This is a genomic window from uncultured Nocardioides sp. (assembly GCF_947489365.1).
GTDB lineage: Bacteria > Actinomycetota > Actinomycetes > Propionibacteriales > Nocardioidaceae > Nocardioides.
The window spans coordinates 586,837-607,589 of sequence record NZ_CANLDB010000001.1 but is presented as its reverse complement, the minus strand read 5'-3'; the positions used below and the strand labels follow the sequence as shown (position 1 = coordinate 607,589).

The window sequence follows — 20,753 nt, the reverse complement described above, 5'->3', positions numbered from 1 at the left end:
GCGGGGTGCGCCGCCCCCTGATCGTCGTCCTCGCCCCGCTGATCGCCGCCGCCGGCCTGCTGACGGGGTGCGGGACCGGGAGCAACGCGCCGCAGGACGCCGGTGTGGCGGACTTCTGCGACGCGGCGACCGCGCTCGACGGCGAGGAGAACTCGGGCGCCGAGCGCGCCCACGAGGTCGGCGAGCAGCTGGACCGCGTCGGCACGCCCGAGGGCATCTCCGAGCAGGCCCGGGAGGGCTTCGAGATCCAGGTCGACCTGCTCACCTCCTCCGGGGAGGACGGCGCGGACGAGCGCGACCTCTCCGACGACGAGCTCAACTTCCTCACCGCCTACAGCGAGTTCGTCTCCAGCACCTGCACCGCCTGAGACCCGTCCCGCCCGGCACGGCCCCGGGATAGGTTGCGCCCATGCGCACCTTCACCAGCCTCGACGAGGTCTCCGCCGCCGCCGGTTCCGACATCGGGACCTCGGACTGGTTCGAGATCACCCAGGACCGGGTCAACGGCTTCGCCGACGCCACCGAGGACCACCAGTGGATCCACGTCGACGCCGAGCGCGCCGCCGAGGGCCCCTTCGGGACGACGATCGCCCACGGCTACCTGACGCTGTCGCTGCTGCCGTTCCTCGGCTCGAAGGTCGTCACCTTCGACTTCCCGGGCCCGAAGCTGAACTACGGGCTCAACAAGGTGCGCTTCCCGCAGTTCGTCAAGGTCGGCGCCCGCGTGCGCGACCACCTCGCGATCGGCGAGGTCACCGAGGCCAGTCACGGCCTGCAGGTGGCGATGAAGCACACCATCGAGATCGACGGCGAGGACAAGCCCGCCTGCGTCGCGGAGAACCTGATCCTGCTGCTGCAGGGCTGAGCTGCCGGGCTGACCTGTTGAGCTGAGCCGGCAGGCTCAGCCCACCCGGTCGATGACGACCGGCGTCGCGGCGTACGACGAGGCGTCGCCGGCGACGTCGTACCCGCCCGCGAGCGCGGCCAGGGCCCGCTCGAACCGCTCGGGGGTGTCGGTGTGCAGCGTCAGCAGGGGCTGGCCCCCGGTGACGGTGTCTCCCGGCTTGGCGTGCAGCTCGACGCCGGCGCCGGCCTGCACGGGCTCGCCCTGGGTGGCGCGGCCCGCACCGAGGCGCCAGGCGGCGAGGCCGACGGCCATCGCGTCGAGGCGGGTCAGCGTCCCCGAGGACGGTGCGGTGACGACGTGGGTCTCGCGGGCCATGGGCAGCGGGGCGTCCGGGTCGCCGTCCTGGGCCGCGACCATGCGGCGCCAGGCGTCCATCGCGGAGCCGTCGGCCAGCTTCTCGGCGGGGTCGACGTCGCCGTGGCCGGCCGCCGTGAGCATCTCCCGGGCCAGCGCGAGGGTGAGCTCGACGACGTCGGCGGGACCGCCGCCGGCGAGGACCTCGACGGACTCGCGGACCTCGAGCGCGTTCCCGGCCGTGAACCCGAGCGGGGTCGACATGTCGGTGAGCAGCGCGACGGTGCGGACCCCGGCGTCGGTGCCGAGCGCGACCATCGTCTCGGCGAGCTCGCGGGCGGAGGGCTCGTCCTTCATGAAGGCACCCGAGCCGACCTTCACGTCGAGCACGAGCGCGCCCGTGCCCTCGGCGATCTTCTTGGACATGATCGAGGAGGCGATGAGCGGGATCGCCTCGACGGTGCCGGTGACGTCGCGCAGGGCGTACAACTTCTTGTCGGCTGGGGCGAGCCCGGACCCGGCCGCGCAGATGACGGCGCCGACGTCCTCGAGCTGACGCAGCATCTCGTCGTTGCTCAGCGCCGCCCGCCAGCCGGGGATCGACTCGAGCTTGTCGAGGGTGCCGCCGGTGTGGCCGAGGCCGCGCCCCGACAGCTGGGGCACGGCGACCCCGCAGGCCGCGACGAGGGGCGCGAGCGGCAGCGTGATCTTGTCGCCGACACCGCCCGTGGAGTGCTTGTCGGCGGTGGGGCGGGACAGCGAGGAGAAGTCCATCCGCTCCCCCGAGGCGATCATCGCGGCGGTCCACCGGGCGATCTCGTCGCGCTCCATGCCGTTCAGCAGGATCGCCATCGCCAGCGCCGACATCTGCTCGTCGGCCACCACCCCGCGGGTGTAGGCGTCGACGACCCAGTCGACCTGGCTGTCGCTGAGCCGACCGCCGTCCCGCTTCGCTGCGATGACCTCGACCGCGTCGTGTGCCTCCACCATGCGGGCGAACGTATCGCCCTGGCCGCCGGCTCGGGCAGCGGCCTCCGCACGGCGGCTCAGGCGTCCCCGAGGACGCGGACCCCGGCCGCGCGGAGCTCGGCGACGCCGCGCGGGGGCGCCCCGGAGTCGGTCAGGACCGCGGTGACGGAGTCGAGCGGGACCACCTCGAAGGGCGACGCGGCGCCGATCTTCTCGCCGCTGCCGAGCACGTAGGTCTCCGCGGCCCGTACCGACCAGGCGCGCTTGATCGCCGCCTCGTCGGCGTCACCGGTGGTGAGCCCGGCCGTGGGGTGGATGCCGGTGACCCCGAGGAAGAAGAGGTCGACGCTGACCCGGCCGATGGCCTCGTGGGCCACGGCGCCCGCGGCGACCACGGAGTGCTTGAAGAGCCGCCCCCCGACGATGATCACCTCGACGGTGGGGTGCTCCGCGAGCTCCACGGCGACGGTCGGGCTGTGGGTGACCACGGTGGCCCGCAGGTCGGCCGGGAGTCGGCGGGCGAGCTCGCGGGCCGTCGTACCACCGTCGAGGGCGATCGTCTGACCCGACCGGACGAGGCCGCACGCCGTCCGGGCGACCTCGACCTTGGCCCCCGTGCCGATGGACGTGCGCGTGGCGAAGTCGGCGATCGCCGGGGACACCGGGAGCGCACCGCCGTGCACCCGGTGGAGCAAGCCCTCCGCAGCGAGCTCGCGCAGGTCGCGCCGGATCGTGTCCTCCGACAGGTCGAGTGCGACGGCGAGGTCCTTCGCGACCACCCTCCCGTCGTCCCGGAGGGTCGAGAGGATGTGCTCCTTGCGTTGCGCCGCCAGCATGGCGCGAGCCTACCGGGTTCTGCACGAAATACCTTGCTTCTGCACGAACGTGCCCGTTAGCGTCCCGGACATGACGACACCGCTGATGATCCTGATCGCCGGCCCCTACCGCTCGGGCACCGACGACGACCCTGCCCTCATGGCCGCCAACCTGGCCGCGCTCGAGTCCGCCGCGTGGCCGCTCTTCGCCGCCGGCCACCTCCCGATGATCGGCGAGTGGGTGGCCCTGCCCGTCCTGACCAGCGCCGGCGCCACCGGGGTGACCGACCCCCTCGCGGAGCAGGTCATGTACCCGACCGCCCAGCGTCTCCTCCAGCACTGCGACGGCGTGCTCCGGCTCCCCGGCGCCTCCCGTGGCGCCGACCAGGACGTCGCGATCGCCCGGGAGCGGGGCATCCCCGTCTGGTTCCGGCTCGCCGACGTCCCGGGGTGCGAGGAGGTCCCGCTCGGGGCCTGAGACACCGGAACCCGGTTGACCTCCACCGCGGTCGAGGTTGCAGGCTGGGGCGGTGAACGCGCGATGACGACCTCGGGGACCGCGCCGTCGGTGCGCGAGGAGCTGTTCGGACCGGACCGACGAGGGGTGACGGTCGGCCTCGTCCTGCTCATCAGCCTCGTGGCCTTCGAGGCCATGGGCGTGGGGACGGCGATGCCCGCCCTCGTCGCCGACCTCGGCGACGTGTCCGACTACTCGTGGCCCTTCGTCGCCTTCGGCGCCGCCACCGTGGTCGGCACCGTGGCCGCGGGCCGGTGGTGCGACGTCCACGGTCCGAAGCTGGTCCTGCTCGGCGCCCCGGTCCTGTTCGGTGCCGGCCTGCTCGTCGCCGCGACCGCACCCACCCTGCCGGTGCTGCTCGTGGGCCGGGTCCTGCAGGGCGCCGGGGCGGGCGCGCAGGGCGTCGCGGTCTACGTGCTCATCGCGCTCGTCTACTCCGTGGGGGCCCGTCCGGCGGTCTTCGCGCTCATCTCCTCGGCCTGGGTGGTGCCGTCGCTGGTCGGGCCGCCCGTCGCGGGGCTGCTCGCCGAGCAGGCGTCGTGGCGGTGGGTGTTCGGCGGGCTGCTGCCCCTCGTGGTCCTCGCCGTCGCGCTCATCGCCCGCACCGCCGTCCGTCAGGGCGCGCCGGCGAACCCGCGTCCCGGGCGCCGCGGACTGCTCCCCGGCGCCCTCGCCGCGGCCGTCGCCGTCGCCGCGATCAGCTGGGTGGCCGACCACACGACGTACGTCGGGGTGGCCGTCGGGCTCGTCGCCCTCGCCGTCCTGGTCCCCGCCGTCCGCCTGCTCGTCCCCGCGGGCACGCTCGTGGCCCGCCCGGGCGTGGCCGCGGTCGTCGCCGGGCGGGGGCTGCTGTCGGGCGCGTTCTTCACCGCGACGGCGTTCATGCCGCTGCTGCTGACCGAGGTCCACGGGTGGTCCCTGACCGCGGCGGGGATCCCGCTGATCGTGGGCTCGCTGGGCTGGTCGGCGTCCTCGGCGTGGCAGGGCCGCCGTCCCGAGCTGTCCCGCCCGGCCCTGCTGCGCGCCGGCTTCGTGTGCGTCGGCACGGCGATCGCCGGCCTGCTGCTCGTCGCCCCCGCGTGGGGCGTGCCGTGGCTCGCCGTGCCGCTGTGGGCGCTGGCCGGCACCGGGATGGGCCTCGGCTTCTCGTCGCTGTCGTACCTGCTGCTCGCGCACTCCGCGCCCGAGGACACCGGCTTCCACTCCTCGGCCGCCCAGCTCGGCGACCAGCTCTCCCAGGCCGTCGTCATCGGCGTCGGCGGCGGGCTCGTCGCCGTCCTCGCCGGCGTCTCCGGCGGCCTCGCCGCGCTGTTCGTCCTGCTGCTCGTCATGGCCCTCGCCGGCGTCGCCGTCAGCGGCCGGACGGCGCTGAGGGCCTGACCCGCTGCCTGACCCGCGACTGAGCCGACCCTCAGCCCGCGCGGACCGGCACGGAGTGGAACCCGCGCAGGACGAAGGTCCCGCGCGGGGTCGGCTCGTCGGCGAGCGTCAGGTCGGGGTGGCGGTCGAACAGCAGCGTCAGGGACTCGACGAGCTCCATCCGGGCCAGCGGGGCGCCGAGGCAGAAGTGGACGCCGGCGCCGAAGGCGACGTGCGGGTTCGGCGAGCGCGCGGGGTCGAGGACGGCGGGGGCCTCGAAGACCGCGGGGTCCCGGTTCGCGGCGCCGAGCAGCAGGGCCACGGTGTCCCCCGGCTCGGCGACGAGGCCGTCGCCGAGGTCGACCGGGGCGGTGGCGGTCCGCTCGAACAGCTGCAGCGCCGAGTCGAAGCGCAGCATCTCCTCGACGGTCAGCGCCACGTCGTCGGCGGGCCGCAGCCCGGCGCGGAGCAGGCCGACCAGGCCGTTGCCGAACACGTTGACCGACGCCTCGTGGCCCGCGTTGAGCAGCAGGACGGCGGACGCGACCACCTCGAGGTCGGACAGCTCGGTCGCGACCAGGTCCGACAGCAGGTCCGCGGGCCGCGCCTCGGGCGACGTACGACGACGCTCGGCCGCCAGCTCGGCGACCAGCGCGGCGAAGTCCCGGGCCGCCGCGACCGCGGCCTCCACGGTCTCCTCCGCCGGCGCGTGCTCGTACATCCGCACGATCGCCTGCGAGGAGTCGCGCAGGAACGGCGCGTACGACGCGGGCACGCCGAGCAGCTCGGCGATCACCAGGACGGGCAGCGGCTCGGCGTACGCCCCGACCACGTCGAAGCCCGCCCCGGCGTCCACCTCGGCGAGCAGGTCCGCCGCGAGCGCCCGGACCCGCGGTCGCAGCCGCTCCACGTGACCACGGTTGAACGCCGCCGCCACAGGCCGGCGCAGCCGGGTGTGGACCGGCGGCTCGCTCTCCATCATCTGGTGGCGGTGCAGCAGGTTGAACGGCTCCAGCGCCGCCGCCGGCTCCTTGTCGCGCCAGATCCGGCCGAGCGCTCGCTCCCGCAGCAGCCGCGACACCCCGGCGTGGTCCAGCACCAACCACCGGCCCGAGCCCTGCCGCACCACCGGCCCGGCCGCCCGCAGCTCGTCGAGCAGCGGGTAGGGGTCGGCGACGAAGGCGGGGTCGGAGAGGTCAGCGGAGGTCGTCGGCGCCGAACGCATCGGGCAGCACCTCGGTCATCGGCTTGACACCCGACACGGTCCAGACCAGCAGCGACGGGCCGCCGTTCTCCCACAGCAGCTGGCGGCAGCGCCCGCACGGCATGATCACGTCCCCGTCGCCGTTGACGCACACGAAGTGCGTGAGCCGCCCGCCGCCCTCGCGGTGCAGCGTCGACACAAGGCCGCACTCGGCGCACAGCGCGACGCCGTACGCCGCGTTCTCGACGTTGCAGCCCGACACGACGCGGCCGTCGTCGACGAGCGCCGCGGCGCCCACGTGGTAGTTGCTGTACGGCGCGTAGGCGTGGGTCGCGGCCTCCTCGGCCGCGGCCTTGAGGGCGTCCCAGTCGAACGTGTCCCCGGTGGAGGTCATCCGGCCGACCCCTTCCGGTAGGTCTGCCCGACCGCGGCCGGGGCCCGGAGGCGTTGGGCCGCGAAGGCGAGCACCAGCAGGGTGATCACGTACGGCGTCATCGACGTGAAGTCGCCGGGCACCTCGTCGATCGAGAAGTACAGCGCCCCGACCAGCAGGCCGCCCACGAGGATGCCCGCGCCGGCGGTGGACTGCCCGCGGCGGAACTGCCAGACGGCGGCGCACACGGCGAGGACGGCGAGCAGGAGCAGCAGCGCGTGCACCGACGTGCCGCCCTGCCGCAGGCCGAGCGTCTCGGTGTAGCCGAACAGGCCGGAGCCCATCAGCAGGCCGCCGGGCCGCCAGTTGCCGAAGATCATCGCGGCGAGGCCGATGTAGCCGCGCCCGCCGGTCTGCCCGTCGCGGTACGTGCTCGACGCGACGAGGGCGAGGAATCCGCCCGCGAGCCCGGCCATGCCGCCGGAGATCAGGACGGCCACGAACTTGTAGCGCAGCACCGCGACACCGAGCGACTCCGCCGCCGAGGGGCTCTCACCGCAGGAGCGCAGCCGCAGGCCGAACGGCGTCCGGAACAACACGTACGACGACACGATGAGCAGCAGCAGCGCCAGCAGCACGTAGACCGACAGGTTCGTCACGAGCGCCTGGAGGATGCCGGCGACCTGGGAGACGAAGAACCAGTCGGTGTCGACGACGGAGCCGAGGAGGTCGGAGAGCGGGCCGATCGTGATCGACGGCAGGTCCGGGAGCGGAGGCGACTGGGTCGAGCCGCCGCCCTCGAGGCCCTCGAAGGTCAGCGAGGCGAGGTACTGCACGGCGCCGAGCGCGATGATGTTGATCGCGACGCCGGAGATGATGTGGTCGACGCCGAAGATCACGGTGGCGGTGGCGTGGATGAGCCCGCCGATCATGCCGAGGAGCAGCGCGCCGAGGATGCCGGCCCACGCGCCGTAGTGGTAGGCGAAGTAGCCGGCGCCGTACGTCCCGAGGATCATCATCCCCTCGAGCCCGATGTTGACGATGCCCGCACGCTCGGCCCACAGCCCGCCCAGGCCGGCCAGCATGATCGGCGTGACGGCGATGAACGTCGCCCCGACGGTGCCCGCCGAGGTCAGGTCGGTCGCGCCGGTGGCGAGCTCGAGCAGCGACAGCAGCAGGACCAGGCCCGCGAAGCCGAGCAGCAGGTACGACGGCCGCAGGCGTCGGCGGGCGGGCTTGGCCGCCCGGCCGCCCGCGGGGGTCGGGCCGGCCTTCGTGGTGGTGCTCATGCGCGGGCCTCCTGCTTGTCGTCGGTGCCGCTCGCCCGCTCGGTGGCCAGCGCCGCGGCGACGCGACGCTGCTCGAGGCGGGAGCCGAACCGACGGACGACCTCGTAGGAGATGACGACGGTGAGGACGACGACCCCCTGGGTGATGGCGACGATGTCGGGCGAGACGCCCACCAGGATCTGCAGCGGGTTCGACTGCTCGTCGAGGAACGCGAACAGCAGCGCGCCGAGCGCGATCCCGACCGGGTGGTTGCGGCCGAGCAGCGCGATGGCGATGCCGGCGAAGCCGAGGCCGGACTGGAAGGTCGAGCCGTAGGCGTACGAGCTGCCCAGCAGCAGCGGCATGCCGACCAGGCCGGCGATCGCGCCGGACAGCAGCATCGTCGCGATCGTCATCCTCCTCACGCTGATGCCGCTGGCCGTCGCGGCGGGCGCCGAACGGCCGGTGGCGCGGAGGTCGAAGCCGAAGCGGGTCTTGTTGAGCACGAACCAGTAGCCGAACCCGACGGCGACCGCGACCACGACGAAGCCGTAGATCTCGAGGTTGGGCAGGTCGCCGAACGGGATCCCGGGCAGGCGGCTGCCCTCGGGGATCGGCCGGGTGGACACGATGTTGCTGCCCTCCTCGCGCACGGCGAGCTGGCGCAGCATGAACGCGACCACCGAGGTGGCGATGAAGTTCAGCATGATCGTGCTGATGACCTCGGAGACGCCGCGGGTGGCGCGCAGCAGGCCGGCGATGCCGGCCCAGATCGCGCCCGCGAGCATCGCGACGAGGACGGCGAGCACCATGTTGAGCACGCCCGGGAGCCAGGCCTCCCCGGCGACCGCGGCGGCCGCGAAGGCGGCCACGCGGTACTGCCCGTCGACGCCGATGTTGAACAGGTTCATCCGGAACCCGATCGCGACGGCGACACCGGACAGGTAGAGCACCGTGGCGGCGTTGATGATGTTGACGACGTTCCGGGTCTCCGGCGGGGACAGGATCGTCGACCACACCTCCCCGACCGGGTCGCCGGCGACGAGCAGCACGAGGCTGGTGATCGCGAACGCCGCGCCCAGGGCGAGCACGGGGGCCCCGACGGCGAGCAGCAGCCGCACGATCCGCGGGTCGAGGGAGGTCATGCGCTCTCCTGGGCGGGCTCGTCGCCGGCACCGGTCATCGCCGAGCCGAGCTGGGCGGGGGTGACGGTCGTGGGGTCGAACTCCCCGACCAGGCGGCCGCGGAGGACGACCTCGATGCGGTCGGACAGGCCGATCAGCTCGTCGAGGTCGGCGGAGATCAGCAGGACGGCGAGGCCCTCGCGGCGGGCGATCCGGATCTGGTCCCAGATCGCGGCCTGGGCGCCGACGTCCACGCCGCGGGTGGGGTGGGCGGCGATCAGCAGGGTCGGCTCGCCGCTCATCTCGCGACCGACGATCAGCTTCTGCTGGTTGCCGCCGGACAGCGCCCGCGCGGGGACGTTCGGGCCGGGCGTGCGGACGTCGTAGGTGTTGATGATCCGCTGGGTGTCGGCGGTGGCGGCCCTCCGGTCGACCAGGCCGCGCCGCACGCTGGGGCGCCGGGTCTGGTGGCCCAGCACGCGGTTCTCCCACAGGGGCGCGTCGAGCAGCAGCCCGTGGCGGTGCCGGTCCTCGGGGATGTAGCCGATCCCCGACTCGCGCCGCTCGCGGGTGGAGGTGCCCGAGAGGTCGCGCCCGCCGACGGTGATCGAGCCGGTGGACCCGGGCCGCATGCCCATGATCGCCTCGACGAGCTCGGCCTGGCCGTTGCCCTCGACGCCGGCGATGCCCAGGACCTCGCCGCGGTGGATGCGGAAGGTGACGTCGTCCAGCAGGGGGCGGCCGGTGGGGGTCGGCAGCGTCAGGCCGCGGACGTCGAGCAGCACCTCCTCGGTGACCGTGGAGGCCTCCCGGGTGGGCTGCGGCAGCTCCGAGCCGACCATCAGCTCGGCGAGCTGGCGGGCCGTCGTGCCGGACGGGTCGACGGTCGCGACCGTGGTGCCGCGGCGGACGACGGTGATGTCGTCGGCGACGGAGAGGACCTCGTCGAGCTTGTGGGAGATGAAGAGGACGGCGAGTCCCTCGGCCTTGAGCTCGCGCAGGTTGCCGAACAGCTCGTCGACCTCCTGCGGGACGAGGACTGCGGTGGGCTCGTCGAGGATGATCACCCGCGCGCCGCGGTAGAGGACCTTGAGGATCTCCACGCGCTGGCGGGCGCCGACGCCGAGGTCCTCGACCATCGCGTCGGGGTCGACCCCCAGCCCGTAGGAGTCGGAGATCCGGGTGATCTCGGCGCGCGCGCCGGCGCCGATGCCGTGCAGCTTCTCGGCGCCGAGGACGACGTTCTCGGCGACGGTGAGGTTGTCGGCCAGCATGAAGTGCTGGAAGACCATGCCGACGCCCTGCGCGATCGCCTCGGCCGGCGAGGACAGGGAGACCTGCTTCCCGCCGATCTCGATCGTCCCGGAGTCGGGCGGCTGGACGCCGTACAGGATCTTCATCAGCGTCGACTTGCCGGCGCCGTTCTCGCCGACGATCGCGTGGATCGTCCCGCGACGGACGTCGATGTTGATGTCGTCGTTGGCGATGACGCCGGGGAACCGCTTGCCGATGCCACGGAGGCGGACCGCGAGGTCCCCCACGGGCTCGGCTCCCGGCTGCTCGGGCTTCTTGGCCTTCTCGGGCACGGGCCGGGACCTCCTGGCGCTGGTGACTGCTGGTGCTGCGGGTGCTGGGCGTGGACCGAGCCCGCCGGGCAGTGCGCGTGCACTGCCCGGCGGGCCCTGCGGAGTCCTCCGCGGTGGTGCGGGTGGCGCTACGGGGTGGTCGGGACCTCGATCTCCCCGTCGACGATCTGCTGCTTGAAGTCCTCGAGCTGGTCCTCGATATCGTCGACCTGTCCACCGCTGGTGGAGTAGCCCACGCCGTCGGCGGCGAGGTCGTAGCGGGTGGTGCCCGTCGGGGTGTCGCCCTCGGCGGCGGCGGTCAGCCACTCGTAGACCGCGACGTTCACGTTCTTGAGCATCGAGGTGAGGATGACGTCCTGCACGGCCGGGTCGGCGGTCTCGTACTGGTCGGAGTCGACGCCGATCGCGAGGGCGTCGGCCTGCGAGGCGGCCTCGAAGACGCCACCGCCGGAGCCGCCGGCGGCGTGGTAGACCACGTCGGCGCCGTCGTCGTACATGCCGGTCGCGGCGGTCTCACCGCGGGCCGGGTCGGCGAAGCCGGAGAAGTCCGGCGGCTGGGTCAGGTAGGTGACGTCGACCTGGATGTCCTCGTTGACGGCCTCGGCGCCCGCCTCGTAGCCCGCCTGGAACTTCTGGATCAGCGGGGTCTCGACGCCGCCGACGAAGCCGATCTGGCCGGACTCGCTCTTCAGCGCGGCGGCCGCGCCGACGAGGAAGGAGCCCTGCTCCTCGGCGAAGACCAGGTTGGCGATGTTGTCGCCGACCGCGGCCTCGTCGTCGATGATCGCGAAGCTGACCTCGGGGTACTCCGGCGCCACGGCGGCGATGGAGGGGCTGTACGCGAACCCGACACCGATGATGTGGGTGTAGCCGGCCTCGGCGAAGGTGCGCAGGCGCTCCTCGCGGTCCGCCTCGGACTCGCCGTCGGAGGCCTCGGACTCCTGGAAGTCGAGGCCGAGCTCGTCGGACGCCTGGTCGAGACCCGCGGCCGCCGAGTCGTTGAACGACTGGTCGCCGCGACCGCCGACGTCGTACGCGACGCCGACCTTGATGTCGGAACCGGCGTCGCCGCCGCCCGAGTCGCCGCCCGAGTCGCTCTCGGAGTCGCCGCCGCCACAGGCGGACAGTGCGAGGACGGCGGTGCTGAGCACTGCCGCAAGCTTCGTGGTGCGCCTCAAGACGCCCTCCTAGTGTGTGCCCTGACGCGCCCCTGGTCGGGCACGAACCGAGGCAGACACTAGGGCCTCGACAGGGGTGCTCCGGTGCTCGGAGGCGCCTTCGTTACCGACTCGATAGCGAGTGTCTGCACGGCCGTGTCCGCGAGCAGCCGCGCGCCGATGCCGATGGCGCGCTCGTCGATGCGCAGGTCGCCCTGGTGGAGGTCGTAGGTCCGGCCGTCGGGGGTCCGGGTGCCGAGGCGGGCCATCGCGCCGGGGACCCGGTCGAGGTACCAGCCGAAGTCCTCGCCGCCGAGGCTCTGCAGCGTCGTGACGACGCCGTCGGGGCCGAGCTGGTCACGGACGGCGTCCGCGAGGACGCCGACGGCCTCCGGGTGGTTGACCACCGGCGGCACCCCGCGGGTGTAGAGCACCTCGGCCTCGACGCCGTACGGCGCGACGACGGCGGGCACGAGCTCGCGCACGAGGCGCTCGGCCTCGGCCCAGGCGCCGGCGTCGAGGATCCGGATCGTGCCGGCGGCGCGGCCCTCGGTGGGGATGACGTTGTGGGTGGCGCCGGCCTGCACGAGGCCCCACACCAGGGTGGCGCCGGCGCGGGGGTCGAGCCGGCGCGACAGGGCGCCGGGCAGCCCGGTGACGAGGTGCCCGAGGGCGAAGGTGAGGTCCTGGGTCAGGTGGGGCCGTGACGTGTGGCCGCCGTGGCCGCGCAGCCGCACCTCGAGGGCGTCGGCGGCGCCGGTCAGCGGGCCGACCCGCAGGCCGACCTGACCGACGTCGACGGTGGGGTCGCAGTGCAGGGCGTAGGCCCTGACGACCCCCTCGAGCGCGCCCTGCTCCATCAGCCGCAGCGCGCCGCCGGGCATGACCTCCTCGGCGGGCTGGAACAGCAGCCGGACGCGGCCGGGCAGCGGCTCGCGGGCGTCGAGCTCCGCCAGCGCGAGCGCCGCGCCGAGCAGCGCGGTGGTGTGGACGTCGTGGCCGCAGGCGTGGGCGACGCCGGGCACGGTGCTGGCCCACGGGTCACCGCCGCGGTCCTCCAGCGGCAGGGCGTCGATGTCGGCGCGGAGCACCACGACCGGACCCACGCCGCCCGGTCCCCCGCCGACCTCGGCGATCAGGCCCGTCGGCTCCGTCCGCCGTACGGCGATCCCGGCGGCCTCCAGCCGGGCCGCGATCCGCTCCGTCGTCCGCCGCTCCTGCCAGGCCAGCTCCGGGTGTGCGTGCAGGTCGCGCCGGAACGCGACGAGCTCCTCCTCGGGCGGCAGTCGCAGGTCGGTGGGCACGACCGTGCAGGTTACCGTCCGGCGCTTCTCGTCCTCGGGCCGCCCGGGGTGGGTGGGCGCCCCTGTGCCGGCTTCCCAGGGTGCCCTGTGATGTCGGCACCTACCTCGCGACATTTCGCAGGGTAGGCGCGGAGGTCACAGGGCACCCTGGGAAACCGGCAGACGCCCGCAACCACACCAACCACACCGACCCCTCCAGCCCCACCGGGGGCCTCGAGGTCTCAGCCCCCGTCGTACGCCGCGAGGAGGCGGTCGGCGGCCTCGGGGGCGGCGATCTCGGAGGCGAGGACGGCGGCGCGGACCTCGTCGCGGACGGCGGCGACCCCCGGCGAGGCCTTGAGGCGCGCGTCGAGCTCGTCGCGGACGAGGGCCCAGGTGAACTCAAGCTGCTGGGCGGCCCGCTTCTCGCGCAGGCCCTCCTCGCCGAGGTGGTCGCGGTGGGCGATCACCTTCGCCCACACCTCGTCGACGTCCCGGTCCTCGAGCGCCGAGCAGGTCACCACGGGCGGCGCCCACTCCCCCTTGCCGCGCACCATCCGCAGCGCCCCGGACAGGTCCCGGGCGGCCACACGGGCGTCGGCCTCGCCGGCGCCGTCGGCCTTGTTGACCGCGACGACGTCGGCGATCTCGAGGATGCCCTTCTTGATGCCCTGCAGCTGGTCGCCGGTGCGGGCCAGGGTGAGGAAGCAGAACGTGTCGACCATCCGGGCGACGGTGATCTCGGACTGCCCGACGCCGACGGTCTCGACGAGGACGACGTCGTACCCGGCGGCCTCGAGGACGAGCATCGCCTGGGTGGTGGTCCGGGCGACGCCGCCGAGGGTGCCGGCGGTCGGCGAGGGCCGGATGTACGCCGCGGGGTCGTTCGCGAGCCGCCCCATGCGGGTCTTGTCACCCAGGACCGAGCCGCCGGTCCGCACCGACGAGGGGTCGACCGCGAGGACGCCGACCTTCGAGCCGGCCGCGGTGAGGTCGGAGCCGAGGGCCTCGATGAAGGTCGACTTCCCGACCCCGGGCACCCCGGAGATGCCCACCCGGACCGCTCCCCCGGCGTCCGGGGTGAGCCGGGTCAGCAGGTCGCGGGCGGCGACCCGGTGGTCGGCGCGGGAGGACTCGACCAGCGTGATCGCGCGCGACAGCGAGGCACGCCGTCCGGCGCGGACGCCGTCGGCCAGCTCGTCGAGGTCGAGGACGGGGGCAGGGGGCACCCGCTCAGTGCCCCAGCTCGGCGCTCAGCTTCTCCAGCAGCTCCAGCGCCGAGGTGGCGATCACCGTGCCCGGTCCGAAGACCGCGGCGGCGCCCATCTCCTCCAGGCGCGGCACGTCCTCGGGCGGGATGACGCCGCCGACGACGACCATGACGTCGCCCCGGCCCTCGTCGGCCAGCGCCTGCTTCAGCGCGGGCACGAGCGCCAGGTGGCCCGCGGCGAGGGAGGAGACACCGACGATGTGGACGTCGGCGTCGACGGCCTGCCGGGCCACCTCCTCCGGGGTGGAGAACAGCGGCCCCACGTCGACGTCGAAGCCGAGGTCGGCGAAGGCGGTGACGACGACCTTCTGGCCGCGGTCGTGGCCGTCCTGGCCCATCTTCGCGACCAGGATGCGCGGACGGCGTCCCTCGGCCGCCTCGAACGCCTCGGTCGCGGCGAGGACCTTCGCGACGGAGCCGTCGCGGTCGCCGCCGCCGGTGGCCTCCTCGCGGTACACGCCCGAGATCGTACGGATGGTCGCGCGGTGGCGGCCCCACTCCTTTTCCAGCGCCTCGGAGATCTCCCCCACCGTCGCCTTCGCGCGGGCGGCGTCGATGGCGAGCGCGAGGAGGTTGCCGTCGAGGCTGGTGCGGTCGGTCTCGGACGCCGCGGCGTTCGTCAGGCGCTCGCAGGCCCGCCGTACGTCGTCCTCGTCACGCTCGTCCCGCAGCCGCTCGAGCTTGGCGAGCTGCTGGCGCAGCACGTCGTCGTTGTCGACGCGGAGGACGTCGAGGTCGTCCTCCTTCTCGAGCCGGTAGGTGTTCACCCCGATGAGCGCCTGGGTGCCGGAGTCGAGCCGCGCCTGGGTGCGGGCGGCGGCCTCCTCGATGCGCATCTTGGGGATGCCCTGCTCGATCGCGGCGGCCATGCCGCCGGCCTTCTCGGCCTCGGTGATGTGGGCCCAGGCACGCTCGGCGAGGTCGTGGGTCAGTCGCTCGACGTAGTACGAGCCCGCCCAGGGGTCGATGACGCCGGTGGTGCCGGACTCCTGCTGCAGCAGCAGCTGCGTGTTCCGGGCGATGCGCGCGGAGAAGTCGGTGGGCAGCGCGATGGCCTCGTCCAGGGCGTTCGTGTGCAGGCTCTGGGTGTGGCCTTGGGTGGCGGCCATGGCCTCCAGGCAGGTGCGGCCCACGTTGTTGTAGACGTCCTGGGCGGTGAGGCTCCAGCCGGAGGTCTGGGAGTGGGTCCGCAGCGACAGCGACTTCGGGTTGGTCGGCTCGAACTGCCGCACCAGCCGCGCCCACAGCGCCCGCGCGGCACGCAGCTTCGCGATCTCCATGAACACGTTCATCCCGATGGCCCAGAAGAACGACAGCCGGGGTGCGAACGCGTCGACGTCGAGGCCCGCGTCGAGGCCGGCACGGAGGTACTCGACGCCGTCCGCGAGCGTGTAGGCGAGCTCCAGGTCGGCCGTGGCCCCGGCCTCCTGGATGTGGTAGCCGGAGATCGAGATGGAGTTGAACCGCGGCATCTTCTCCGCGGTGTAGCGGAAGATGTCGGAGATGATCCGCATGCTCGGCGCGGGCGGGTAGATGTAGGTGTTGCGGACCATGAACTCCTTGAGGATGTCGTTCTGGATGGTCCCCGCGAGGCGGTCCGGGCTCACCCCCTGCTCCTCGGCCGCGACGACGTACAGCGCCATGACGGGCAGCACGGCGCCGTTCATGGTCATCGACACGCTCATCTCGTCGAGCGGGATGCCGTCGAAGAGGGTGCGGGTGTCGTAGATCGAGTCGATCGCCACGCCCGCCATGCCGACGTCGCCGCGCACGCGCTCGTGGTCGGAGTCGTAGCCGCGGTGGGTGGCGAGGTCGAACGCGACGGACAGGCCCTTCTGGCCCGCGGCCAGGTTGCGCCGGTAGAACGCGTTGGACGCCTCGGCGGTGGAGAACCCGGCGTACTGGCGGATCGTCCAGGGCTGGGTCGTGTACATCGTCGGGTAGGGCCCGCGCAGGAACGGGCTCAGCCCGGGGTACGTCGCCAGCGCGTCGAGGCCGTCGAGGTCGCCCGCGTCGTAGCGGGGCGCGATGTCGATGCCCTCCGGGCTGGTCCAGGGCTCGGCACCGGCGCCACCAGGTGGTCGAGCAGCAAGCGAGCCCTGCGAGCCCGCGTCGTCGGGACCCTCCCCCGCCAGCGGGACGTCGGCGAAGCTCTTCGGCACGCTCACGACAGCTTCTCCCTCACTCGGCCCAGGAAGTCCACGGCGTCCACACCCATCGCGGCGTCGTCGTCGGCCCACTCGCGTGGCTTGCCCGCGACCACGACGTACGACGCCCCGGCCCCGCGCAGCGCGGCGGCGGCCTGCTCGCCCCACTCGTCGTACGTGCCGTCGGACCCGGCGAGGCAGACGACGGGCTGGCCGTCGTACGCCGACACGAGGTCGTCGGGGCCCTCGGTGGGCCCGGCGACGTCGACGTCGACGCCGCCCGCGGCGAGCAGGTTGGTCGCGAAGGTCGCCCGCGCGGTGTGGGCCGCGATCGGGCCCAGGGTGGCGAGGAAGACGTGCGCGGTCGGCGGGTCGTCACGCATCGCCTCGTACGCCGCGCCCCAGGGGCGGACACCGTCCCAGGCGTCGTAGGGCGTCCGCTCGGGCTGCTCGAGCGACAGGGACGGGAACTCCGACAGCCCGGTGAGGGGTCGCTTGCGGGTCGCGACCTGGCGGTCCCGCTCGGCGACGACCTCGGCGACCCGGGCCTCGAACGCGTCGGCGGCGTGGTCCTCGGCCTCGATCCGGCCCAGCTCGGCCCAGGCGGCGACGGCGAGGTCGTCGGTGAGGCGCTCGACGGCGTACGAGCCACCGGCGGGGTCGACGACCTTCGCGACGTGGCTCTCGGAGATGAGCAGGGCGCTGGTGTTGCGGGCGATGCGGCGCCCGAACGCCTCGGGGCGGCCGAGCGGGGCGTCGAAGGGCAGCACGGTGACCGCCTCGGCGCCGCCGACGCCCGCGGCGAACGCGGCGACGGTGGTGCGCAGCATGTTCACGTGGGGGTCGTAGCGGCTCATCATCGGGCGGCTCGTCACGGCGTGGACCCGCACGGGTGCGTCGGTGACGCCGCTGGCCCCGAGGACGCGGGTCCAGGCGCGTCGCGCGGCGCGGAGCTTGGCGATCGAGGTCAGCTGCTCGTCGGTGACGGCGAGCCGCAGCTCGACGAGTGCAGCCGCCTGCTGGGGCTCGGTGCCGGCGGCCTCGAGGGTGCGCAGGGCGCGGACGCCGGCCGCGAGGACCCAGCCGAGCTCCTGGGCGTCGGAGGCGCCGCGGTCGTGGACGGTCGCGCCGTCCACGACGACACCGAGCACGCCGCGCTCGGCGGCGAGGGCCGCGACCTCGGCGAGGTCGTCGTCGTCCGGGCCGGCGCCGAGCTGGGTCCCGGCGGCGAGGTCGGCGTCGCCGACGGCCTCGAGGAAGGCGCGGGCGGTGGCGAGGGCCTCGCCGGGCGCGGGCTCGAGGACGACGGGCGCGAGGTCGAGCAGGACCTCCTCCAGCAGCGTCGTCCAGTCGGTGTCGGGCCCGGCCTGCAGCCAGAGGCTCCCGACCCCGCCGGCGAGGTCGGTCAGGAGGTGCGCGTGCGCGGCCTTCGGGTCCTGAGCCAGCGCGGCGCGGTCGGTGAAGGAGCGGATGTCCCAGTCCCCGGCCCGGGTGGGCCGCCCGGCGGTGACGACGTCCTCGGCCTGCTCGGGCGTCCCGAGGGGGCGGACGTCGATGCCGTCGAGGGTGCGGCGCGTGAGCTTCCCCCAGGCCGCGTCGTCCGGGTCGTCGTCGCGCAGCCGCCTGGCCTTGCGCAGGACGGCCGCCGCCGCGGCCTCCCAGTCGGCGCGCGCGTGGTCGTCGTGCTCGGGGTCGGCGAGCGCGAGCCCACCCTGCTCGGGCTGCAGGCTCCCGGGGTCGTCGAGACCCCCTTCCACCTCGCCGTCGGCGCTGCCCACAGCGCCCTCGTCGGTCATGAGGGCACCCTAGGCACCGGGAGTGACGTCGGCCACCGAGTGTGAGGTTTCCGGCACCCACAGCCGGAGGTCGAGGTGCTCCGAGCCCCGGCGAGGAGCCACGAGACCCCGTGAGCGAGCCGCGACCTCGTGCGGCGTCGGGTTTCGCCCGCCGCCTCCTGAGGCACCCTGTCGGCCATGAAGGTGCAGGACCCCCAGGGGCGGACGTGGCGCGTGACGCGGCGGTGGGTGCCGTGGCGGCGACGGGTGCGGGACTTCGACACCGGCCCCGACATGCCCTCGGGCCTCGGCGACGACCCGATCAGCATGATCGTCGGGCTGTTCTTCCTCATCCTGATCCTCCCGTTCCTCTTCATCGCCTTCGTCGCGCTGCTCGAGCTGCTCCTCCTGCTGCTCGTGCTGCCGTTCGCCGTCCTCGGCCGAGTCCTGCTCGGCCACCACTGGGTGATCGAGGCCCGGCGCGGCTTCACCGCGGTCTGGGAGGAGGAGGTCGGCGACTGGAAGGCCTCCGGCGGCCGGATCCAGGACGTCGCGGAGCGCATCGAGCGCGGCGACCTGCCGCCGACCACGCTCGGCAGGGAAGCCGCCCCGCAGCGGTGACGACGGGTGGGCCCGGCACGCCCGACGCAACCGGACGGCGGCCTCGTGCGTCCCACTGGGGCACGATGGACGCTTCCGCGTGACACCCAGCCGAGAGGGACCCGATGACCCAGGCCCGCACGAAGACGATCGCCGCGCTGCTGGCGGTGGTGCTGGTCGTCGGCGCGATCGCGGCCGGCATCAGCGTCCTGGCCTCCGGCGGGGACGACGCCCCCGCCCCGACCTCCGGCGAGAGCACCGACGGGAGCACCGGGGACGGCGAGTCCGCCGACGCCGCGGAGCAGGTCGACGCGCCGTACGCCGCCGCCGCGTGCCCCGACCCGCTCCCGAACCCGGCACAGGCGGGCCTCGAGCTGCCGCCCCTGGATCGCGTAGTCGCCGTCCGGCTCTGCGGTGAGGACGCGTCCGAGGTGCCCGCCGATGCGCTCGTCGAGGGCGTCGGCGCGTTCGCCCGGGCGATCGAGGACCTGCCCGCCGCCGACACCGACCTCTGCGCCGCGGCCGGCGGCGGCGCGCCGACCACGGTCCTCGTCATGGAGACCACCGACGGCCGCCAGGTCGACGTCCGCACCGGCGTCTGCGCCGGGATCCTGTCCGGCACGAGGACCGTCTCCGGGGTCGGGCTGGTCTCCACGTTCCTCGAGGCCCTGGACGGTCAGCGGCAGCAGGGCACCTACGAGCCCCCCGCCGCCGCGACCGAGGCCGAGCTGACCTGCGAGGCCCCCGCCGCCACCGCGCCCGTCGTCCCCGGACGCGAGCAGATCACCGAGGCGGCCCTCTGCTCCTCCCCCGACGCGTCCCCGGAGGCCCTCGAGGGCGCCGCGCTCGACGACCTGACGAGCGCCTGGGACGAGGCTCCGGAGCCGAAGGCCGGCGCCTGCGACCTGACCGCCGGCGAGGGCGCCGGCTACGTCGCCCTGCGCACCGACCTCGGCGACGTCGTCCACCTCAGCCCCGGTTGCGACGGGCTCGTCCTCGCCTCCGCCGACCTCGGCGTCAACGACGACGACGCGATCGACCTGGCGGTCCCGCTCACCTCGGTGGTGCCGGTGCGGCTCGCCGACCTGGGCGGGTGAGCGAGGGGGCGCGGAAACCCTCCCGCGACGCCCGCAAGGCCGCGCGCCGGGCCCGCCTCGACGCCCGGGTGGCCGACGGGGGCCCTGCCACCCGCCTGCTGTTCGTCCTGATCAGCGTCGAGACCCGCGACCGGGTGTTCCTGCTCGCCGGGCAGGCGTTCTTCGCCGTCGTCCCCTTCACGATCGTGCTGGTCTCGGTCCTCGCCTCGGTCTGGACCCGGGGCGAGAGCGCGCAGTTCTCCGACCTCCTCATCGACCGGTACGACGTCGACGCCGACGTGGCCGCGACGATCCAGGCGCTCTTCGCCCAGCCGCAGCCCGACGGCACGACGACCGGGGTCGGGCTGGTCAGCGGGGTGCTGCTGGTGGTCTCGTTCACGGCCTTCAACCGCTCGCTGCGCCGTACCTTCGAGCACGCCTGGCGCCGCCCCACCCTCGGCTTCACCGCGGCGCTGTCGGGCACGGCCGGGCTCGTCATCATCGTCGCGATGCTCGGGACGTCGACCTGGCTGCCCGGATGGTTGGCGGGTCGCGGCCTGGACGCGCTGCTCGGGGCGGTCGCCGCGACGGTGGCCGCCCAGCTGCTCGTCTACACGGCGTTCTGGTGGCTGACGCTGTGGGTCCTGCTGCAGCGCGCGGTGCCCTGGGGCGTGCTGCGCCGCGGGGCCGTGTTCGCGGGGATCCTGCAGGTCGCCACCGGCTGGGTCGCCGGCACGGCCATGCCCGTCCTGCTGGAGCGCAACGCCGACCGGTACGGCGTCATCGGGGTGGCGTTCGCGATCATCGCCTGGCTGCTCATCCACGCCGCCGCGATCGTCGCCGTGGCCGTGGTCAGCGCGTTCGCCTCCGGCGTCGTCGAGGACCCCATCCGCGTCGTCCCGCCGCCCGGCACCCTCGCCGCGCCCGTCGGGAGCCGCGGACTCCCCGACCCCGACGACCGGCCCTGAGCGCCAGCCGAGGGTTCACCCCCGGGTCGCGCATTCGTCGCACCCCGGACGCGCGCACCCG

The 20,753-nt window shown here is 74.1% G+C and carries 19 protein-coding genes; 7 read left to right on the top strand and 12 right to left on the bottom strand.

Going from position 1 to position 20,753, the window contains the following annotated elements; genetic code table 11:
- Positions 1-5: 5 nt before the first annotated feature.
- Both Q0858_RS02900 and Q0858_RS02895 read left to right on the top strand, forming a co-directional pair.
- Positions 6-368 carry a hypothetical protein gene (locus Q0858_RS02900; protein WP_299050911.1) on the top strand — a complete coding sequence of 121 codons (363 nt, stop codon included), beginning with the start codon at positions 6-8 and terminating at the stop codon, positions 366-368.
- Between the two features lie 41 nt (positions 369-409).
- Complete coding sequence (locus Q0858_RS02895) at positions 410-865, top strand: MaoC family dehydratase (protein ID WP_299050908.1); 456 nt, start codon at positions 410-412, stop codon at positions 863-865.
- A 36-nt stretch (positions 866-901) separates the two neighbouring features.
- On the opposite strand, the gene Q0858_RS02890 is transcribed toward Q0858_RS02895, so the two are convergent.
- Positions 902-2,191 (bottom strand): thymidine phosphorylase, encoded by a 1,290-nt coding sequence (locus tag Q0858_RS02890; RefSeq protein ID WP_299050905.1) that lies wholly within the window; start codon positions 2,189-2,191, stop codon positions 902-904.
- Between the two features lie 56 nt (positions 2,192-2,247).
- Complete coding sequence (locus tag Q0858_RS02885; protein WP_299050903.1) at positions 2,248-3,006, bottom strand: DeoR/GlpR family DNA-binding transcription regulator; 759 nt, start codon at positions 3,004-3,006, stop codon at positions 2,248-2,250.
- 70 nt (positions 3,007-3,076) lie between these two features.
- Between Q0858_RS02885 and Q0858_RS02880 the strand changes: the two genes are divergently transcribed.
- Positions 3,077-3,463, top strand: a complete 387-nt coding sequence (locus tag Q0858_RS02880) for a DUF4406 domain-containing protein (protein ID WP_299050901.1) — start codon at positions 3,077-3,079, stop codon at positions 3,461-3,463.
- 63 nt (positions 3,464-3,526) lie between these two features.
- Positions 3,527-4,882 (top strand): MFS transporter, encoded by a 1,356-nt coding sequence (locus Q0858_RS02875; RefSeq protein WP_299050900.1) that lies wholly within the window; start codon positions 3,527-3,529, stop codon positions 4,880-4,882.
- A gap of 31 nt (positions 4,883-4,913) precedes the next feature.
- Here the strand turns inward: Q0858_RS02875 and Q0858_RS02870 are convergent, their stop codons facing one another.
- The 10 genes from Q0858_RS02870 to Q0858_RS02825 form a co-directional block, all read right to left on the bottom strand.
- Positions 4,914-6,086: a cytochrome P450 gene (locus Q0858_RS02870; RefSeq protein WP_299050897.1), complete on the bottom strand. Its 1,173-nt coding sequence runs from the start codon at positions 6,084-6,086 to the stop codon at positions 4,914-4,916.
- Positions 6,058-6,459 carry a cytidine deaminase gene (locus tag Q0858_RS02865; protein WP_299050896.1) on the bottom strand — a complete coding sequence of 134 codons (402 nt, stop codon included), beginning with the start codon at positions 6,457-6,459 and terminating at the stop codon, positions 6,058-6,060. The genes Q0858_RS02870 and Q0858_RS02865 overlap by 29 nt, the downstream gene beginning before the upstream one ends.
- A complete protein-coding gene (locus tag Q0858_RS02860; RefSeq protein ID WP_299050894.1) occupies positions 6,456-7,727 on the bottom strand; it encodes an ABC transporter permease in 1,272 nt (423 codons plus the stop codon). Before Q0858_RS02860 ends, Q0858_RS02865 begins: the two co-directional genes overlap by 4 nt.
- Positions 7,724-8,851 carry an ABC transporter permease gene (locus Q0858_RS02855; RefSeq protein WP_299050891.1) on the bottom strand — a complete coding sequence of 376 codons (1,128 nt, stop codon included), beginning with the start codon at positions 8,849-8,851 and terminating at the stop codon, positions 7,724-7,726. Before Q0858_RS02855 ends, Q0858_RS02860 begins: the two co-directional genes overlap by 4 nt.
- Positions 8,848-10,416, bottom strand: a complete 1,569-nt coding sequence (locus Q0858_RS02850; RefSeq protein ID WP_299050890.1) for an ABC transporter ATP-binding protein — start codon at positions 10,414-10,416, stop codon at positions 8,848-8,850. Before Q0858_RS02850 ends, Q0858_RS02855 begins: the two co-directional genes overlap by 4 nt.
- 128 nt (positions 10,417-10,544) lie before the next feature.
- Complete coding sequence (locus tag Q0858_RS02845) at positions 10,545-11,594, bottom strand: BMP family ABC transporter substrate-binding protein (RefSeq protein ID WP_299050887.1); 1,050 nt, start codon at positions 11,592-11,594, stop codon at positions 10,545-10,547.
- A 59-nt stretch (positions 11,595-11,653) separates the two neighbouring features.
- Entirely contained in the window at positions 11,654-12,877 is a 1,224-nt protein-coding gene (locus tag Q0858_RS02840; RefSeq protein ID WP_299050886.1) for an amidohydrolase, read from the bottom strand.
- Positions 12,878-13,098: 221 nt separating this feature from the next.
- Positions 13,099-14,085, bottom strand: coding sequence for a methylmalonyl Co-A mutase-associated GTPase MeaB (gene meaB / locus Q0858_RS02835; RefSeq protein WP_299050884.1), 987 nt, complete (start codon positions 14,083-14,085; stop codon positions 13,099-13,101).
- A gap of 4 nt (positions 14,086-14,089) precedes the next feature.
- Entirely contained in the window at positions 14,090-16,294 is a 2,205-nt protein-coding gene (gene scpA, locus Q0858_RS02830; protein WP_299050882.1) for a methylmalonyl-CoA mutase, read from the bottom strand.
- Positions 16,291-18,069 carry a methylmalonyl-CoA mutase family protein gene (locus tag Q0858_RS02825; RefSeq protein ID WP_299050880.1) on the bottom strand — a complete coding sequence of 593 codons (1,779 nt, stop codon included), beginning with the start codon at positions 18,067-18,069 and terminating at the stop codon, positions 16,291-16,293. Before Q0858_RS02825 ends, scpA begins: the two co-directional genes overlap by 4 nt.
- 177 nt (positions 18,070-18,246) lie before the next feature.
- Here Q0858_RS02825 and Q0858_RS02820 point away from each other — a divergent pair, with 177 nt between their 5' ends.
- The 3 genes from Q0858_RS02820 (at position 18,247) to Q0858_RS02810 (ending at position 20,692) form a co-directional block, all read left to right on the top strand.
- Positions 18,247-18,669 (top strand): hypothetical protein, encoded by a 423-nt coding sequence (locus Q0858_RS02820; protein WP_299050878.1) that lies wholly within the window; start codon positions 18,247-18,249, stop codon positions 18,667-18,669.
- A gap of 104 nt (positions 18,670-18,773) precedes the next feature.
- Positions 18,774-19,745 carry a hypothetical protein gene (locus tag Q0858_RS02815; RefSeq protein ID WP_299050876.1) on the top strand — a complete coding sequence of 324 codons (972 nt, stop codon included), beginning with the start codon at positions 18,774-18,776 and terminating at the stop codon, positions 19,743-19,745.
- Positions 19,742-20,692 (top strand): YhjD/YihY/BrkB family envelope integrity protein, encoded by a 951-nt coding sequence (locus tag Q0858_RS02810; RefSeq protein ID WP_299050874.1) that lies wholly within the window; start codon positions 19,742-19,744, stop codon positions 20,690-20,692. Before Q0858_RS02815 ends, Q0858_RS02810 begins: the two co-directional genes overlap by 4 nt.
- Positions 20,693-20,753 lie beyond the last annotated feature (61 nt).

Coding starts and splice junctions, on each gene's coding strand:
- Q0858_RS02870 (WP_299050897.1), bottom strand. CDS start 6,086: ATGCGTTCGGCGCCGACGACCTCCGCTGACCTCTCCGACCCCGCCTTC.
- Q0858_RS02865 (WP_299050896.1), bottom strand. CDS start 6,459: ATGACCTCCACCGGGGACACGTTCGACTGGGACGCCCTCAAGGCCGCG.
- Q0858_RS02880 (WP_299050901.1), top strand. CDS start 3,077: ATGACGACACCGCTGATGATCCTGATCGCCGGCCCCTACCGCTCGGGC.
- Q0858_RS02860 (WP_299050894.1), bottom strand. CDS start 7,727: ATGAGCACCACCACGAAGGCCGGCCCGACCCCCGCGGGCGGCCGGGCG.
- Q0858_RS02890 (WP_299050905.1), bottom strand. CDS start 2,191: ATGGTGGAGGCACACGACGCGGTCGAGGTCATCGCAGCGAAGCGGGAC.
- Q0858_RS02855 (WP_299050891.1), bottom strand. CDS start 8,851: ATGACCTCCCTCGACCCGCGGATCGTGCGGCTGCTGCTCGCCGTCGGG.
- Q0858_RS02885 (WP_299050903.1), bottom strand. CDS start 3,006: ATGCTGGCGGCGCAACGCAAGGAGCACATCCTCTCGACCCTCCGGGAC.
- Q0858_RS02875 (WP_299050900.1), top strand. CDS start 3,527: ATGACGACCTCGGGGACCGCGCCGTCGGTGCGCGAGGAGCTGTTCGGA.
- Q0858_RS02825 (WP_299050880.1), bottom strand. CDS start 18,069: ATGACCGACGAGGGCGCTGTGGGCAGCGCCGACGGCGAGGTGGAAGGG.
- Q0858_RS02895 (WP_299050908.1), top strand. CDS start 410: ATGCGCACCTTCACCAGCCTCGACGAGGTCTCCGCCGCCGCCGGTTCC.
- Q0858_RS02820 (WP_299050878.1), top strand. CDS start 18,247: ATGAAGGTGCAGGACCCCCAGGGGCGGACGTGGCGCGTGACGCGGCGG.
- Q0858_RS02815 (WP_299050876.1), top strand. CDS start 18,774: ATGACCCAGGCCCGCACGAAGACGATCGCCGCGCTGCTGGCGGTGGTG.